The 15942-nt window shown below is 70.6% G+C and carries 18 protein-coding genes; 6 read left to right on the forward strand and 12 right to left on the reverse strand.

The window, feature by feature from the left end; all coding sequences use genetic code 11:
• Positions 1-18 precede the first annotated feature (18 nt).
• Entirely contained in the window at positions 19-843 is an 825-nt protein-coding gene (locus JGU66_34455; protein ID MBJ6765885.1) for a 1-acyl-sn-glycerol-3-phosphate acyltransferase, read from the reverse strand.
• On the opposite strand from JGU66_34455, the gene JGU66_34460 reads away from it, so the two are divergent.
• Both JGU66_34460 and JGU66_34465 read left to right on the forward strand, forming a co-directional pair.
• Positions 842-1444, forward strand: a complete 603-nt coding sequence (locus tag JGU66_34460) for an outer membrane lipoprotein carrier protein LolA (GenBank protein MBJ6765886.1) — start codon at positions 842-844, stop codon at positions 1442-1444. The genes JGU66_34455 and JGU66_34460 overlap by 2 nt on opposite strands.
• Positions 1441-2154 carry a DUF3261 domain-containing protein gene (locus JGU66_34465; protein ID MBJ6765887.1) on the forward strand — a complete coding sequence of 238 codons (714 nt, stop codon included), beginning with the start codon at positions 1441-1443 and terminating at the stop codon, positions 2152-2154. The genes JGU66_34460 and JGU66_34465 overlap by 4 nt, the downstream gene beginning before the upstream one ends.
• 33 nt (positions 2155-2187) lie before the next feature.
• Here JGU66_34465 and JGU66_34470 read toward each other — a convergent pair whose 3' ends face one another.
• Genes JGU66_34470 through fabG form a run of 6 tightly spaced genes read right to left on the reverse strand, consistent with a single transcriptional unit; the run spans position 2188 to position 8089 of the window.
• On the reverse strand, positions 2188-2799 hold the full coding sequence (locus tag JGU66_34470; GenBank protein ID MBJ6765888.1) for a hypothetical protein: 612 nt from the start codon (positions 2797-2799) through the stop codon (positions 2188-2190).
• Between the two features lie 52 nt (positions 2800-2851).
• Positions 2852-4078, reverse strand: coding sequence for a beta-ketoacyl-ACP synthase (locus JGU66_34475; GenBank protein ID MBJ6765889.1), 1227 nt, complete (start codon positions 4076-4078; stop codon positions 2852-2854).
• On the reverse strand, positions 4075-5616 hold the full coding sequence (locus tag JGU66_34480; GenBank protein ID MBJ6765890.1) for an NAD(P)/FAD-dependent oxidoreductase: 1542 nt from the start codon (positions 5614-5616) through the stop codon (positions 4075-4077). Before JGU66_34480 ends, JGU66_34475 begins: the two co-directional genes overlap by 4 nt.
• A gap of 22 nt (positions 5617-5638) precedes the next feature.
• Entirely contained in the window at positions 5639-6100 is a 462-nt protein-coding gene (gene fabZ, locus JGU66_34485; protein ID MBJ6765891.1) for a 3-hydroxyacyl-ACP dehydratase FabZ, read from the reverse strand.
• Positions 6101-6104: 4 nt separating this feature from the next.
• On the reverse strand, positions 6105-7325 hold the full coding sequence (locus JGU66_34490; GenBank protein MBJ6765892.1) for a beta-ketoacyl-[acyl-carrier-protein] synthase family protein: 1221 nt from the start codon (positions 7323-7325) through the stop codon (positions 6105-6107).
• 35 nt (positions 7326-7360) lie between these two features.
• The gene (fabG, locus tag JGU66_34495) at positions 7361-8089 is read right to left on the reverse strand and encodes a 3-oxoacyl-ACP reductase FabG (protein MBJ6765893.1); all 729 of its coding nucleotides are present in this window, start codon (positions 8087-8089) and stop codon (positions 7361-7363) included.
• Positions 8090-8261: 172 nt separating this feature from the next.
• Here fabG and JGU66_34500 point away from each other — a divergent pair, with 172 nt between their 5' ends.
• Positions 8262-8528, forward strand: coding sequence for an acyl carrier protein (locus tag JGU66_34500; GenBank protein ID MBJ6765894.1), 267 nt, complete (start codon positions 8262-8264; stop codon positions 8526-8528).
• Positions 8529-8538: 10 nt separating this feature from the next.
• Here the strand turns inward: JGU66_34500 and JGU66_34505 are convergent, their stop codons facing one another.
• The 3 genes from JGU66_34505 to JGU66_34515 are packed head-to-tail and all read right to left on the reverse strand — an operon-like array spanning position 8539 to position 11640.
• A complete protein-coding gene (locus tag JGU66_34505; protein ID MBJ6765895.1) occupies positions 8539-9309 on the reverse strand; it encodes an alpha/beta fold hydrolase in 771 nt (256 codons plus the stop codon).
• 14 nt (positions 9310-9323) lie between these two features.
• Positions 9324-10046 carry a YebC/PmpR family DNA-binding transcriptional regulator gene (locus JGU66_34510; GenBank protein MBJ6765896.1) on the reverse strand — a complete coding sequence of 241 codons (723 nt, stop codon included), beginning with the start codon at positions 10044-10046 and terminating at the stop codon, positions 9324-9326.
• 58 nt (positions 10047-10104) lie between these two features.
• Positions 10105-11640, reverse strand: a complete 1536-nt coding sequence (locus JGU66_34515; GenBank protein MBJ6765897.1) for a two-component sensor histidine kinase — start codon at positions 11638-11640, stop codon at positions 10105-10107.
• A 233-nt stretch (positions 11641-11873) separates the two neighbouring features.
• Here JGU66_34515 and JGU66_34520 point away from each other — a divergent pair, with 233 nt between their 5' ends.
• The 3 genes from JGU66_34520 to JGU66_34530 all read left to right on the forward strand — a co-directional run bounded on the left by JGU66_34520 (position 11874) and on the right by JGU66_34530 (position 13796).
• A complete protein-coding gene (locus tag JGU66_34520) occupies positions 11874-12413 on the forward strand; it encodes a hypothetical protein (protein ID MBJ6765898.1) in 540 nt (179 codons plus the stop codon).
• A 100-nt stretch (positions 12414-12513) separates the two neighbouring features.
• Positions 12514-13188, forward strand: a complete 675-nt coding sequence (locus JGU66_34525) for a TIGR02265 family protein (GenBank protein MBJ6765899.1) — start codon at positions 12514-12516, stop codon at positions 13186-13188.
• Positions 13185-13796 (forward strand): DUF2378 family protein, encoded by a 612-nt coding sequence (locus JGU66_34530; protein ID MBJ6765900.1) that lies wholly within the window; start codon positions 13185-13187, stop codon positions 13794-13796. The genes JGU66_34525 and JGU66_34530 overlap by 4 nt, the downstream gene beginning before the upstream one ends.
• A gap of 7 nt (positions 13797-13803) precedes the next feature.
• Here JGU66_34530 and JGU66_34535 read toward each other — a convergent pair whose 3' ends face one another.
• Both JGU66_34535 and JGU66_34540 read right to left on the reverse strand, forming a co-directional pair.
• Positions 13804-14937 carry a PQQ-like beta-propeller repeat protein gene (locus JGU66_34535; GenBank protein MBJ6765901.1) on the reverse strand — a complete coding sequence of 378 codons (1134 nt, stop codon included), beginning with the start codon at positions 14935-14937 and terminating at the stop codon, positions 13804-13806.
• A 20-nt stretch (positions 14938-14957) separates the two neighbouring features.
• The gene (locus JGU66_34540) at positions 14958-15785 is read right to left on the reverse strand and encodes an SH3 domain-containing protein (GenBank protein MBJ6765902.1); all 828 of its coding nucleotides are present in this window, start codon (positions 15783-15785) and stop codon (positions 14958-14960) included.
• Between the last annotated feature and the right edge of the window lie 157 nt (positions 15786-15942).

Here is a 15942-nt window from a genome sequence, read left to right on the forward strand (position 1 = left end):
TGTATCACCGCCTCGGCCTCAGGTGCGCTCGCCGTGCGTCGCCATCGACTGGACGATGAGCGAACGCACCCGGCTCGCCACGGCCTTGGGCTCCCCCTCCACGGGGACGGGGGGAAGAATCTGCACCCGGATGTGGCCCTTGAAGCCAAAGAGGAAGCGCCCCTTGGCCACCACGCCGTGGCTGCCGGAGATGGATACGGGCAGCACCGGCACGCCCGCGCGCGCCGCCAGCACGAAGGGCCCTTGCCCGAAGCGCAGCACCTCTCCGTCGTACGAGCGCGTCCCCTCGGGGAAGACGAGGATGCTCACCCCGCGCCGCAGCCACGCCTGGCAACGCGAGAGCACCCGCTCCGCGCCCCCCGCCTCACCCCGTCCGGACGGCACGTGCCCGGACAGCCGGAGCTGGAGCCCCACCGGCGGCAGCCAGAACACGGACGCCTTGGCGATTGTCTTCACCGGCGACACCAGGGCCAGCATCAGCGGGATGTCCGCCACGGATTGATGGTTGGGACAGATGACGAACGGACCCGCACCCGCCACGCGCAGGTGCTCCAGCCCCACCACCTCGATGCCAATGCCGGGCATGACCCACAGCACGCCCTTGCCCCAGAGCTGGTTGAGCCGCTCCATCATCCGTCGCTGCGGATCCACCCACGGATTGAAGGGGATGCTGAGCACCAGACCGACCAGCGACAACACCAGCCCGGAGAGCGCCACCCACGACCAGAGCAGGAACGACAACACGCCGCGCAGGAGCGGCTGCTCGGTGATGTGCGGGGCCGCGCGCGGGCTCGGGCGCGGCGGTGGGATGGAATCCTCGCGTGATATGTTGTCGGCCCTCATGCCTGTCCTCATCCCGTTCCTCGCCGCCTGGATGCTCCAGGCAACGCCCGCCTCATCCGCGGAGCCCGCCCCGCGTGAACTGACAGCGCTGCGTGACTCGCTGGCCCGAACGCAGAAGCTCTCCGCTCGATTCAAGCAGACACGCCACTGGGCGGCGCTGCAGGACGCGCTCGTAACCCAGGGCACCATCCAATACCAGAAGGGCGGACGGTTGGTATGGCACACCGAAGCCCCCTCGAAGAGTGAGCTCATCCTCGAAGGCAGCACGGCCACCCTGCGCTACCCCGCCCTGGGGACCACCCAAGCCATCGACTTCTCGGCCGAGCCCGCCATGGGCCGCGTCTTCGAGAGCATCAAGGCCGTGGTGGAGGCGGACCTGGAGCGCCTGCGGCCCCTGTTCGAGCTGGCAGTCGAGCGCAAGGCCCCCCTGAGCCTCGCCCTCAAGCCGCGCGCCTCGGAGCTGGCCAGCGTCGTGGAGCGCATCCACCTGGAGTTCGACGCCGACTTCCGCCTCACCCGCGTCGTCCTCGAAGAGCCCGGCGGCGACCACACGGAGATCGCCTTCTCCGCCCACGTCATCCAGCCGGTGGCCAAGCCGTGAAGCTCCGACTCGCGACCTGGGCCCTCGTGCTCACCACCTGGGTCGGCTGCGCGCACCCGGCCGCCGTCGTCCCTCCGCCCGAGAAGCTCCCGCCGCTCGAGTCCGTCGACGCGGCGAGCGCGGCGCTCACCGCCCTGCACGAGCACGAGCCCGCGACCTTCAAGATGGTCCACCAGGTGGTGGCGCGCCACGACGGCAAGTCCTACGTGATGACGGGCTACCTGCTCGGCCGCGAGGACGGCGCCTTCCGCGTGTCCGCCGCCGCGGACATGGGCCCGCGCCTCTTCGACGTGGCCTGGGTGGGCGGACAGTGGGAGGCGAAGGTGCACCTGCGCCAGCTCGCCGAGCGCCTCGACCCGCGCCACATGGGCCGGGCCGTGCAGCGCATCTACTTCACCACCGCGTCCGGCCCGCTGTCGCTGGAGGAGGGCCAGTGGGTGTCTCGCGCCAACGTCCAGGGCGACGACGACATCGACGCGGTGGAGGTCTTCCGCGACGGCCACACGCTGGCGCTCACCCACAAGCGCTTCTTCCTCCGAGGCGCCCCGGTGCTCGACATCGACTACACCCAGCTCGAGGCCGTGGCGGGCCACTGGCTTGCCCGCCACGTGAAGCTGAAAGACCAGCGGGGCTTCGAGCTGGAGCTGAACGTCACCCACTACGAGCCCGGCTTCGCGGTGCCCGAGGAGCGGCTGCACGTCCAACCGTGAGCCGCTCCCCAGCGAAGCGCCAGGCTTCGAGGCTCAGGGCTTCGCGGGCGGCGCGCACTTGCCGCAGAGCGCGTCGTTGAACTCCTTGCTGGCGAACAGCTCGGCGGCGGCCCGGTCCATCGACCAGCTGATGGTCTCCTGGTAGTTCTCCGGGCTGCCCGCGCGGCCGTAGTTGTTCGCGCTGCCGGTAATCTGCCCCGTCCAGCACGGCGCCGAGGCGCCGGCCGGCACGTAGGACACGTCCATCGTGGCGCGGCCCCGGTACACCGCGTTGCGAGACACCTGCTCCTCGATGTTGAACTGCGTGACGCGCAGGGCGAGGCTGCCCGGGTTGGCCGTGGGCTTCACCTGCCGCACGCGCTTGAACGCGCTCTCGAAGGCGCCGCGCACGTAGGCCGTGACGTCCCCCTGGAGCTGGATGGGGTACTTCTGGTCGGGCTTCTCCTCCTGGAAGCGCTGGCCCACGGAGGACGTATCCGTGCGCACATCCGCGACGGACACGACGAGCGACGGGGCACACTCGCGCAGGGCGGGCGGCACCTCGTCCGAGGGGCTGTAGTTGGCGGGGAAGGCGGTGGCGCCCTCGCGCGGACCCGTGCAGGCGGCGAGGGACAAGGCGCTCAGGACAATCAAACGGCGGGACATCAGGACCTCCGCAGTCGAGTCAGGACGCGACCCGGACCCACGAATGCCCCGCTCAGCCTGGCAGACCGAGGAGCAACGACGTGTTCACTCCCCCGAAAGCGAAGTTGTTCGAGAGCACCGTGCGCACCGGACGCGACTCCTGCTCTAGCACATGCCGCAGGCCCTGGCAGGCGGGATCCACTTCCTCCAGGTTGAGCGTGGGCGCGATGAAGCCCTCGCGCATCATCAGCACGCTGAAGATGGCCTCGATGGCGCCGCACGCCGCCAGGGTGTGCCCGGTGAAGCCCTTGGTGGACGACACGGGAACGGAGCCCCCCATCACGTCCAGCGTGGCCTGCGCCTCGACCGCGTCCCCCAGCAGCGTGCCCGTGGCGTGCGCGTTGACGTAGTCCACGTCGCTGGCGCGCAGCCCCGCGGACTCCAGGCACGTGGCCATGGTGCGCGCCATGCCCTCGCGCGCGGGCGCGGACATGTGCTCCGCGTCGCACAGCGTGGAGTAGCCCAGCACCTCTGCGTGGATGGTGGCATGGCGCCGCAGCGCCGCCTCGCGCTCCTCCAGCACGAGCACCGCGCCGCCCTCGCCCACCACCAACCCGTCGCGCCGCCGCTCGAACGGCCGGGGCGTGCACGTGGGGCTCTCGTTGAACGCGCGCGAGGTGCCTCCGAGGATGTCGAAGGTGGCCGCGGTGCTCACGTGCAGCTCCTCCGCGCCACCGCACAGCATCAGGTCCTGGTAGCCGTCGCGGATGGCCTCGAAGCCCTGGCCTATGGCTTGACTGCTGGACGCGCACGCCGCGGACGGCGCGAACACCCGGCCCGTCACCTTGAACATGAGCGCGAGGTTGGCCGCGGCCGAGTGGCTCATGAGCTGGAGGAAGGTGGTGGACTTGAGGCTGCGCACGCCCTCGCTGCGCAGCACGTTGAAGAACAGCTCGGTGGCCGCGGGGCTGCCCACCGTCTGCCCGATGGAGAGCCCCGCCCGTCCGGTGCGCAGCATCTCCCGGTCCACGCGCGCGTGCGCCAGCGCCTGCTCGGCGGCGCTCGCGGCCAGCATCGCCACGCGGCCCATGGAGCGGCGCGACTCGCGCGGAATGGCCTTCTCGTCCAAGCCCTCCACGGTGGCGCCCACGCGCGTGTGCAGGTCCTTCCACTCGGCCCAGGCGGGCATGGCGCGCACGCCCGAGCGCCCGGAGCGCAGTGCCGCAAGCACCGCCTCCAGCCCGTTGCCAATGGGGCTCAACAGGCCCATGCCGGTGATGACGACGCGGCGCCGAGTCATGCGCGAGCAACCTTCTGGAAGAGGGAATCGAAGCCCAGCACGAACCCGCAGGTGACGAAGGCGCTGACGGTGGCTCCGACGACGCCCGGCAACAGCACGTTCTGTCCGGTGAGCAGCAGGTTGGGGATGCGCGTGCGGGCCTGGAGCGAGTACTTGCCCCACTGGTCCAACGCGTGACTGACGCCGTAGATGGAGCCGCGCGGCGCGGCGGTGTAGTCGCGGTGGGTGAGCGGCGTGGACACCTCCACGCGCTTGAGCTTCCCCGCCAGGTCCGGCAGCGCGCGCTCGACGGTGGCCTGGAGCGCCTGGCCCTGGGCATCCTTGAACGCGGCATACTCCTCGCCGCGCTTGCCGGTGCGCGAGTCGGCGAAGCGCTCCACTTCCTCGTACCCCAGGAGCCCCAGGGCCAGCACCACGCGCGGGCCCTTCTGCTCGGGCTCGCGGTCGCTCGGGAAGCTGACGAAGATGGCCTTCTCTCCGTCCTTCTCCTGACCGAACACCGCGTCGCGGTAGACCGCGTCCACGTCCTCCGTGGGCATGCTGTAGATGTTGTGGAGCCGGGGCACGGAGCGGTCCTCCGTGGTGAAGAAGCCCCCGATGCACGAGATGCCCTCGCGCATGCTCTCCACGCGGTGCACATAGGCGGGCCGCAGCACGCCCTCCGGCAGCAGGCCCAGCGTCAGCTTGGGGTGCGCGTTGGAGATGAAGAAGCGGCCTCGCACAAGTTCGCCCTTCTCCAGCCGGGCCCCCGTCACCTTCGTGCCGTCCATCTCCAGCGCCTTCACGCCGGAGCGGATGCGCACCACGCCGCCATGCGCGCGGATGGTGTCCACCAGCGCCTTGGCGAGCGCGTCACCGCCGCCCCGGATGCCCGAGGCGCCCTGGAGCATGGAGTCGATGACGAGCGCGTGGACCTCCAGCGGCGTCACCTCGGGCGGCGTGCCGTACAGCATGCTCTGGCCGCACAGCACCGCCAGCAGTCGCCGGTTGGACGTGAGCCCGCGCAGGAACGACCCGAGCGACACCTGGCTGTAGTCCCCCAGGTCCATCGTGGGCGCCTGGAATGAGTACGCCGGGCTGCTGCGGCAGATCTCCTGGCAGACCTCGGCGTAGCGATGAATCGCCGCGCGCTCGGAGGGAAACGCGTCCACCAGCCGCTCCACCAAGCGGGGCCAGCCGTTGGGCACGCGGAAGGAGTACTCGGGGAAGCGCAGCTCGTCGAAGCCGTCGGGGTCGAGCGGCTGATAGCTCATGCGCTCGTACACGCCCAGGTAGCGCAGGTAGCGCGCGAGCGTGCCATCCGGCCCCACGCCGCCCAGGTAATGGAAGCCCGTCTCGAAGGGCACGCCCTTGCGGAAGAAGCGGTGCAGGCAGCCCCCGGGCCGGTAGTGCTGCTCCAGCACGCAGACCTTGAAGCCCTCCTTGGCCAGCACCAGCGCCGAGCACAGGCCCGCCATCCCAGAGCCGACGATGACCACGTCGAAGGCATCCGGCTCCAGGCCCGTGGCCGGAAGGAACCGCTCGGCGGAACTCACCATGTGTAGACCTCGTGCGCGCCCCTCACCGGAGCACGCCCCCGGGCTGGCCCGCGTAGCCGCTCAGACTCGCATCCGCGATGCGCCGCGTGCCCACGCGCACCTTGCCGTGGCCGGTGAGCATGCCGAAGCGCTCCTCGCCCACTTCGACTTCGTAGGTGACCTCCTGGCCCGGCTCGACCACGGAGCGAAAGCGCGCCCGGTCGATGCCCACCAGGAAGACCCGCGGCGCGGCCCGCTGCGTGAGCGCGAAGTACGCCATGGTCTGCGCGAGCCCCTCCACCAGGAGGACGCCGGGCACCACGGGCTGCTCCGGGAAGTGGCCGGCGAAGTAGTGCTCGTCCGCGCGGAACAGGCGCACCGCGACGATGCGCCGCTCGGCCATCTCGATGACCCGGTCCACCAGGAGGAAGGGCTCCCGGTGGGGCAGCACGGACTGGACAGGGGGATACACGCCAGGGGAGGGAGGAGGAGCCTGCTCGGACACCGTGTCAGTCCACCGCCCGGAGGACCACCGACGCGTTGGTCCCTCCGAAGCCGAAAGAGTTCTTCAGGATGGTGCGCGGGCGCACCGCGAGCGTGGACACCGGCAGGTTCAGCACCGCCGAGGCCTCGTCCGGCGCCTCCAGGTGCGGGTTCCCCGCGATGAAGCCCTCGCGCATCATCAACAGGCAGTACGCCACCTCGCTGGCCCCCGCCATCCAGCACTCGTGGCCCGTGAGCCCCTTGGTGGACGACACCGGCACGCGCGCGCTGCCGAAGACGCGCGCGATGGCGCCCGCCTCCACCGCGTCCCCCACCGGCGTGGAGGTCGCGTGCGCGTGGATGTAGTCCACCTCGGCCGGGTGCACGTGCGCGCGCTGGAGGGCCTGCGTCATGGTCCGCGTGGCGCCCCCGCCGCTGGGGTTGGTGAGGTGCTCGCCGTCGCACCCGAACGCGTAGCTGGACACCTCGGCGTAGATGCGCGCCCCGCGCTCGCGCGCCGAGTCCAGCGACTCCACCACCAGCGCCGCGCCGCCGCCCGAGGGCACCAGGCCATCGCGCTTCGAGTCGAACGGCCGCGACGCGCGCGCCGGATCCGAGTCATTGGCGGACAGCGCGCCCAGCGCGTCGAACGCGGCCATGCCCTGCCACGACGTCTCCTGCGCGCCGCCGCACAGCACCACCCGCTGCTGCTCGGTGGCGATCAGCATGGCGGCCTGTCCCAGCGCGTGCAGCCCGCTGGCGCACGCGGCGGACAGCGACCAGCAGGCCCCCTGCAAGCCCAGGAGCGTGGCCAGGTTCATGGTGACCGTGGAGTTCATCACCCGGATGATGTGCCCGCTGCCCAGCGCGCCGGTGCGACCCGCGGCGGACAGCTCGGTGAACATCACCTCGGCGGCCTGGCAGGTGGAGTCGTTGCCGAAGATGGCGCCCACGTCCGGCGACGCGAGCGAGGCGCGATCCAACCCCGCGTCCTCGATGGCATCCAGCGCCGCGGCACAGCCATACGCGGCGGCCTCGCCCATCGTCCGGCGCGCCTTTCGATCGAACCGGCGAGCGGGGTCGAACCCGCGCACGACTCCGGTGAGACTCGAGCGGAACCCCCGCGCCTTGCGCTCCGGGTCGATGCCGATGCCCGAGCGACCTTCCCGCAAGGACTGGGTGACCTCGGGCAAGTTCGTCCCGATGGCGGAAATGACCCCGAGTCCGGTGATGACCACACGCTTCATGAACGCAAAGCCCCCTCGCACAGCCCCGCGAGCTGCTACTCCATCCACATCCCGCCGTTGACGCTCAGCACCTGCCCCGTGACGTACGCGGCCTCGTCCGAGCACAGGTAGCGCACGACATGGGCCACCTCCGCGGGGCGCCCCACGCGGCCCACCGGGACGAGCGAGAGCAGCTCCTTCACGGGCGCGCCCTCCAGCATCTCGGTGTCGATGAGGCCCGGCGACACGACGTTGACCGTGATGCCCCGGGGCGCCAGCTCCAGCGACAGCGAGCGCGCCGCCGCCACCATCGCGCCCTTGGTGGCCGCGTACGCGACCTGCCCGGGGTTGCCGCGCTGGGCGGCCACCGACGACATCAGCACGATGCGCCCGCGGCGCTGACGCACCATGGACTTCACCACCGGCCGCGCCACCGCGAAGAAACCGCCCAGGTTGGTGCCAATGACCTCGTCCCAGCTCGCGTCATCCGTGAGGGCGAACAGTCCGTTGCGGGTGATGCCGGCGTTGAGCACCACCGCGTCCAGCGGACCCTGCTCATCCAGGAGCCGCCGCATGGCGTCCTGGGTCTGGGCGCGATCCGCGACGTCGAAGGAGACCCGCAGCGGCTCCGGTCCCCCCGCGCTCACGATGCGACGGGCCACCTCCAGGGCGGCGTCCTCGCGGCTGCGGTAGTGCAACCAGACCCGATATCCCGCGGCCCCGAGGGCCTCCGCCGTCGCGGCCCCAATACCCCTGCTCGCTCCTGTGATGAGGGCCTGCTTCACTGGCGTGTCTCGGTCCGGGAACGTCCACCCGTGGACGCAGTGCCCCACTTAACATACCGGCGGACCGGCACCAACGAGGGAGGCGGACGGCCGCCTGCCCCCGCCCCGGTACAACTCCGGACGTCGCCAGGATTGACCCTGCTCGCCCAAGACTGCTACCGAGGCGCTCCCCATGGGTGAACAGAACCTGGCCGAGAAGGCCATCCAGATTGTCAACCAGACCCTCGTCTCCGAGTTCGAGCTCGACCCCGCCGCCGTCGTCCCCGAGGCGCGGATGCGCGAGGACCTCCACCTCGACAGCCTGGACGCGGTGGACCTCATCGTCGCGCTGGAGAAGGCCCTCGGCGTGCAGATTCCCGAGACCGAGGCGCGCGAGATGCGCACGGTGGGCGACGTGCACCAGTACGTCCTGAAGATGGCGGCCGAGCGCGGGCAGTAGCCGCCTTCGCTCACGCGCCCGCGAGCAGCTCCGCGAGCGCGCGGCCCAGTCCCTCGGGGTCCTCCTCGGAGAAGCCGTGGCCGGACCCCGCCACGGTCACCACGCGGACTCCCGCCTCCGCCACCTGGCGCGCCGTCTCGTGCGTCGCCGCGTCCGACAGGCCGCCCAGCACGTAGCCCTTGTGCGCGACGGCGAGCAAGGCGAAGCGCGGAATCAGCCCCTGCCCCACGCGAACCAACGACGACGCGCTCCGGTGGAACGTCACCGGGTCGCTCTGGAGGAGGCTCGCGCGATACGCCTCAGAAGACGACCCCGAGCACCACGCGCCCCAGCCCGCGACGAAGTCCTCCAGGCGCATCGCCGCGGCCACCGCGCTGCCCGTCGCGTCCTCGGCGCGCAGGTTCGGCTCGGCCAGGAGCAAGGCGCTCGGTGGATGCCCCCGCGCGACCATCTCCTCCGCGACCCGCAGGGCCAGCGTGCCGCCCATGCTGTGCCCCACCAGCGCCACGGGCATGCTCTCGCGCACGAGCGCTCCGGCGAGCAGCCGCGCCAGCACGTCCAGGTCGGGGTCGAAGTCTGGCGGGCGCGCGGTGAGGCCGAAGCCCGGCAGGTCCACCCAGAGGCTGGCCCGGCCCGCCAACGCGGGGGCCTTGGCCACGGGCGGCCAGTCCTGACTCCCCGCGCAGCCCAGGCCGTGCAGGTACACCAGCAAGGGGCCACGGCCCTCGGTGCGGCCTCCCTCCAGAGAGGGGCCACCCGGCAACTCGAGTCGCATGCGCATGGGCGACAGCCCGCTCAGCCCAGGTTGTGGAAGACGCGCTGCACGTCGTCGTCCTGCTCCAGCGCGTCCACCATCTCCAGCACCTCGTGCGCCTTGTCCTCGGGCAGCTCCACGAGGTTCATCGGCACGTACTCGGACTCGGCGGACAGGGGCGTCAGCCCGCGCGCCTCGATGGCCGCCTGGAGCTGACCGAAGTCGTTGAAGGCGCCGCGGATGACGATCTGCTTCTCGCCCTTCTCGTTCACGCTCTCGCCCATCTCCTGGAGACCGTGGTCGATGAGGTCCAACTCCAGCGCCTCCAGGTCCAGCCCCTCCGGAGCGAGGCGGAAGACGCCCATGCGCTGGAAGAGGAAGCCCACGCTGCCCGTGGTGCCCAGGTTGCCGCCGCCGTCCTTGAAGTGCATGCGCACGTTGGCCACGGTGCGCACCACGTTGTCCGTGGCCGTCTCCACCAGCACCGCGATGCCGTGGGGGCCGTAGCCCTCGTAGAGGACGACCTCGTACGCGTGCTCGTCCTGGCCGGTGGCGCGCTTGATGGCTGCTTCCACCTTGTCCTTGGGCATGTTGCCCGCGCGCGCGTTCTGGAGCGCGCGCCGGAGCGCCGGATTGGTGTCCGGGTTGGCGCTGCCCGACTTCACCGCGATGGCGATGTCCTTGCTGATCCGGGCGAACAGCTTCGCCATCCGGTTCCAGCGGGCGAACATCGTCGTCTTCCGGGTCTCGAAGATTCTTCCCATGGCTCGGACCCCACGGCTACACCAGCCCGCCCCCTCAAGTCCACGCTCCCCCTCGGGCTCACTGCGCGGGGACGGTGGCCAGCGGGGGCAGCTCCAGGGTGAACTCCGTGCCGCTGCCCTCCTCGCTCTGCACGGAGATGCGGGCCGCCAGCCGCTGCGCCGCGTTGGCCACGATGCTCAGCCCCAGCCCCGTGCCCTGGACCTTGGTGGTGAAGAGCGGATCGAAGATGCGCGGGAGCACCTCGGCGGGGATGCCGGGGCCGTTGTCCACCACGCGGATGTGCCAGGGCTGGAGCCCCCCGCCCGCCGCGTGCACCGTCACGTCCCCCAGCCGCTGGAGCGGGAAGGCCTCGATGGCGTTCTGCACCAGGTTGATGAGCACCTGCCGCAGGTACTCCCGGTCCACCAGCGGCGCGGGCAGGGACTCCGGCACCGCGTTGTGGATGCGGATGCCTTCGCGCGGCGAGATGACGTCCAGCACCTCGTCCACCAAGAGGCGCAGCTCGCAGGGCTGGAGCTGGAGCGGCCGCTCGCGGGCACAGTCCAAGAGCTCCGAGGTGAGCCGAGCGCACACCGCCAGCTCCCGGTCGATGATGTCCAGGAACCGCCGCACCCGGGTGTCGTCCAGGCTCCCTGGCGCCTGAGCGAGCCTTCGGGTGACGTAGGCGTGCGCGGTGCGCGCGGCGGCCAGCGGGTTGCGCAGCTCGTGGCTCACGCTGGCGGTGAGCTGCCCCAGCGTGGCCAGCTTCTCGATGCGGGCCACCCGCTCGCGCACGTGGCGCAGCTCCCCTCGGGCCTGCTCCAACGCCAGCTCGCGGGCGCGCTGCTCCTGCGCGTGGATGTGCTCCAGGTCGGCCCGGTCCACCGCCCGCTGGCGCATCTCGCGCACCATGGCCCGGCACACGCACATGAGCCCCACCACGGTGAAGGCCACCCAGAAGCAGTGCTCGAGCACACCGCCATGTGCGCTGGCGGCCAGCCCCTGCCCGCCCCACACCTCCAAGAGCCCCTGCTCCAGCAACACCCCGGCCCCGGCCCCCAGGAGCACGCCCACATCCCGGTAGAGGACCAGGAAGGCCAGCGAGCCGAAGATGTGGAAGTGCGTCTCGATGCGGCCACCCGTCAGGTGGATGAGCAGCGTGGACCACGACACCTGCGACAGCGCGACGACATGTCGGGTCAGCGGCGTGCCCGGCCGCACCACGGACAGCGCCATGGGCAGCGCGCTCAACACGAGCCCCAGCGCGAGCACCGCGCCCGGATGCACCGGGCGCGCCCGTCCCACCCAGGCGGGAGTCGAAAACAGCCAGGCCACGCCAATCCCAGACACCCACTGACTCAACAGCAGCCACGCGAACACCCGGTCTGTCCTGCGCCGGACGTCCAACAGATGCTCTGTCAGCAATTGCGCCGCGCGCGTCTCACGCCCCGCCCCGCTCCAGGGTGCGCCTCGCTCCGGAAGGGGTGTCTCCGCCCCGTCGCACACCTCGACCGACCCGGCGCTCGGGTAGCCCGCCCTCAGAGGCCCCCCCACACCGAGCGCGCCCCGAGGCTCACGCGAGCCAGGCCCACCCTCCAGCAAGGGTGCTTCCATGTTTCTTTCTGGGCTGTCCATTGGCGTGGGCGCCTCGACGCGGGCGCGCTTCCCCCGGGATGGAGCCGCTGTTGTAACGCGACAGCAATTACGGTCAAGTCTAACTTGTCGCGGTTTACCGCAAGTCTTCCATCCAACGACAGACACGCCCCGAGGGCTCGAATCCGGAACGGAACGCGACTGCGTAACGTCTTGCCGGAAGGGCGTCAGCCCACGAAGAAGGAGCCAAGGGAGTGAGCGCGACAGCCGAATACAGGATGCTGGACCTGCGTGGGGGCCGCCACCTGCCTCCGCTGCGCTGGGAGAAGGACGAGGCCTTCTGCTTCACGGGCAAGGGACTGTTCCTCAACTCCCCCATCCTCCTGGGCTTCGCCGAGCCCGCGCCGCGCGCGGCCACGTTGCTGGACGGCTACGGGCTGCCGGAGCCGGTGGTGTCCCCCCAGGTGAAGAACGCGCTGGAGCCGCTGGAGCTGTTCGCCACGCAGTTCGTGCCGGCGGACGTGCAGGTGGCGTCCGGGTTGGTGCGCTACTGGCTCCTCCATGTCTGGAATCGGCTGGAGTGGAAGGACGCGACGTCCACCGGCCCGGACGCGCCGCCGCTGGAGAAGCGTCTGCTGTTCCGGCTGAAGGACGCGCCAGCCGTGTATCTCTTTCATGTCTCGCTGGTCGAGCGGCTGACGCCCTTGCGCCTCGCGGGGCTGCACTTCCGTCGTTGTGGGCCCACTCGCCCGGACTCGGGTGGAAGGGCCGCGGACCATCTGGCCGACATGTAGGGCCGCACCGGCACACGGAGGGGACGCGCGCACGCCCGGGCACCCGGTGAAGCCACGAGTGTTTGATGTCTGTCCAAACCGACTCCCTCGAGAGGCGGCGATGATGCAATTGATGATTGAGGAGATGAATCGCTGGCAGGATCAAGAGCTGCGACTGCGGCTGGATGCAGCCAAGTCGGACGACACCACGCGAGGAATCTACTTCATCGGCGTTCTGGACATGGTGAAGGGGCTCGGCGGAGAAGCCGAGGCCCAGTTGTGTCGTGGGGCGTGTGGGGAACTCCGTTTCAGTCGGTTCGGGAGGTATCCCGTCACCCGCTTCCTCCAGCTCACCCACTCGGCGGCGTATGTGCTGGCACCGCACTGTGGGGGGTACGAGGAAGCCATGCGGCGCATGGGTGCGCAGGCGGTGCTCGATTGTCTGACAGCGACGTCCGGCTTCAACTTCCTCATGGCCTACAACGTCCTGGGCGCGGCCTCGGGCAGCCCCCGGCGGCTGGTGGACGGGCTGCCGGGTGCCTATCTGCGCTCGGTGAGCTACGGCGAGCGCCACGTTTTGTGGACCACCGCCCGCAGCGCGAGGCTGTTCATGCGGCGTGACTTCATGCCCGTGCGCTACCACGAAGGCGTCCTCCAGACGGCGCTGGAGAGCGTGGGCGCTCGCGGCGTGGAGGTGCGAGGACACCGCACCAGCCTGCTGGATTGTGAATACACGCTGAGCTGGGCCGCGGGGCGCGGCGAGCGCGGCGCGAGTCCTTTCCGGGGGGCCGCATGACCGCGGCGGCCAAGGTCGACCCGTGGCAGGCGGACGAGGGCGACCTGGAGGCACGCAAGTCCTCCTCGGGTCCTGGGGACACCGCGCGAGGCATGTTCTTCCTCGGCGTGCTGGGCGTGGTGCGCGCGCATGCGGGCGAGGAGGCCGAGCGCCAGTGCCGACAGGTCTGCGCGGAGACGCGCTACGTGCCGTTCTTCATGTACCCCATCCACGGGTTCCTGGAGCTGGCGTTCATGGCGGCCCGACTGCTGGCCTCGCGAGACGAAGGCTTCGACGGCGCCATGCATCGGCTGGGCGCGCAGGCCACGGCGGACTTTCTCGACTCGGCGGTGGGCCGCAGCTTCCTGATGATTGTCGGAGGAGACCCCCGCCACCTCCTCACGTGTCTGCAGGCCGGCTACCGCACCGTGGTCAGCTACGGCGAGCGGCGCGTGGTGTGGTCCGGGCTTCGCCGCGGCAACCTCGTCATGCAGCGTGACTTCATGCCCGCCAGCTATCACGTGGGCGTGCTCACCGCCGTGCTCCAGCACGTGGGCGCGCGCAACGTGCAGGTCAAGGGGCGGCAGACGGGGCTGCTCGACAGCGCCTACGAGCTGACGTGGAGCTGACGCCCGCTCAGTGGCAGTTCGCGCGGCGCAGCGAGACTCCCGCCTCGGTGCGGTACTGGTAGAGCACCCCGCCCTCGTCCAGCACGACGAAGTCGCGGAAGGTCTCCTCGGGCATCGTGGTGAGCGGCAGGTCCGTCTGGCCCAGCACCTTGCCATCCAGTGCATCCAGACAGAACAGCCGCACGCCGGGCGAGCCCTCCGCGCTGCCCGCCGCCTTCGGCAGCTCACCCGCCACCGCCAGGTACACCGTGCCGGACGCATCCGAGTCCAACAACAGCAGGCTCATCACCGGGAACTGCAACCGATACTCACGCGTGTAGCGGCGCGTGCCACTCTGCCGGTCCACCGCGTTGACGAAGACGCGACCGCTGCGCGCGTCGATGATGCGCGCCAGCAGGTACGAACGCCCATCTCGACTGGGCCGCCCCGGAATCTCGGGCCGCGTGGGGTCCGCCTTGCCCGACAGGTCGCCGATGCGCACGAGCGCACCGTGCTCCTTCTCCACGTAGACCGAGTCTCCGTCCACGAACGTGCCGGTGATGCCGCCCGTGTCGCGGATGCCCGCGCCCTCCAGGGGCAGCTCGCCCTTGAGCGCTCCCGTCTCGGGATCCAACAGCGCCACCGTCTTGTCTCGCAGCCGGTCCAACACCAGCAGCGTCCCATCCTTCGCCACCGTGACGTCCTGGGGCGTCTGCTGCGTCAGCCGCGTGGTGCCCACCATGCCCCCGTCCGCGCCCAGCCGCATGAGCCGACCGTTGAGCTGATCCAACACCACCACGCCCCCGCGCGACGTGGGCGCCAGCGACATGGGCGCCTCGGGGTTGCCCTCGCGAGGCCGACTGCGGCCGAGCTGTCCGGACCCGCTGCCCCAGCCCAGCTCGGCCACCACGCCGTCGCGACGCGCGGGGGCAGGCTCGGCGGCGTCCGCCGAACCCGAACCCGAGGCCGCGCCTGCCCCACCCGCGCCACGTCCCCCCGGCGAGGCGCTTGGGGCGCGTGCTTCACCGGGCGCATCCGGCGCGACCGCGGGCGAGGCGTCCTTCTGGGTCCGTCCATCTCCCGCGCGCCACCGCCACGCCGCCACGGCGCACACGAGAATGATGACTCCCAGGATGATGACCCCGCGCTGTCGCACCGGCATGTCTCCGTTCCCGCCGAGGCCTAGTAGTGGCGGATGGCGTGATACGTGGTGTTGGCGGTGCGCAGGTTGTGCACGCAGCCGTACGCGCAGCCCTTGCACTCGTAGGCCCACATGTTGCCCCAGCCATCTCCCGACTCGTAGAGGAAGATGTGGCCCGCGCCGTCGATGTTGTAGACGAGCGCGTCCGCCGTCAGCAGGCTCTCACGCGTGATGGTCGTCCACTGCGTGGTGTCCGAGTTGAAGCTCACCGTGCTGTAGGGATGCGAGTCCGTCGACATGGTGGAGTTCGTGCTGGGAACCACCCACACCTTGGCGAGGAAGCCCGAGCAGTCCGCGCCGTACGAGCCCGTGTGCGTACAGCTGGGGCAGTCACCCGCGCAGGAGCCCGCCGCCTGGCCCGCCTTCCACGCGCCGTGGCCCCACCAGTACGAGAAGCCCATGGCGCCCGTCGCCCGCGCCACCGCCGCGTCGCGCACGGTGGAGGAGCCAGACACCTGGTTGAGGTACGTGCCCGAGGCCCAGCCCGTCACGCCGCTGTACGTCACCTTGTACCAGCCGCTCGAGGGACAGCCGTCACCCGCCTCCGTGGCGATGGCCGCGTCCGGCATGGTCAAGAGGATGCCGTAGCTCGTCGAAGGCCCGCTGCGCAGGTTCAGGCCCGTCGTCGTCTGGAGGTTCGAGCCCGGCGTGACGCACACCGTGAGCGCGCCCTGGGTCGCGCCCACGCTCTCGTCCGCGCTCTGCAGCTCCACGCTGTCCACGGACGATGACGCACCACCACAGCCCGCCATCCACGCCACCACGGCCATCCACTTCAATGCATGACGACTTGGGTTCCACCGGCTCATCGAGACCTCCACATGCGACAGGGGGGCGGGCAGCCTACGGCGCCCGACAGACAGCGCATAGCCCGCAAAACAAGTAGACGATGTTTTTCTGTTTCACACCGCCGAGCCCGATGTAGCAGAACCTGTCACGAACCCGATGCGCGGAGTAACCCGGCGC

The organism is Myxococcaceae bacterium JPH2 (genome assembly GCA_016458225.1).
In the GTDB taxonomy this organism is placed as follows: Bacteria; Myxococcota; Myxococcia; order Myxococcales; family Myxococcaceae; genus Citreicoccus.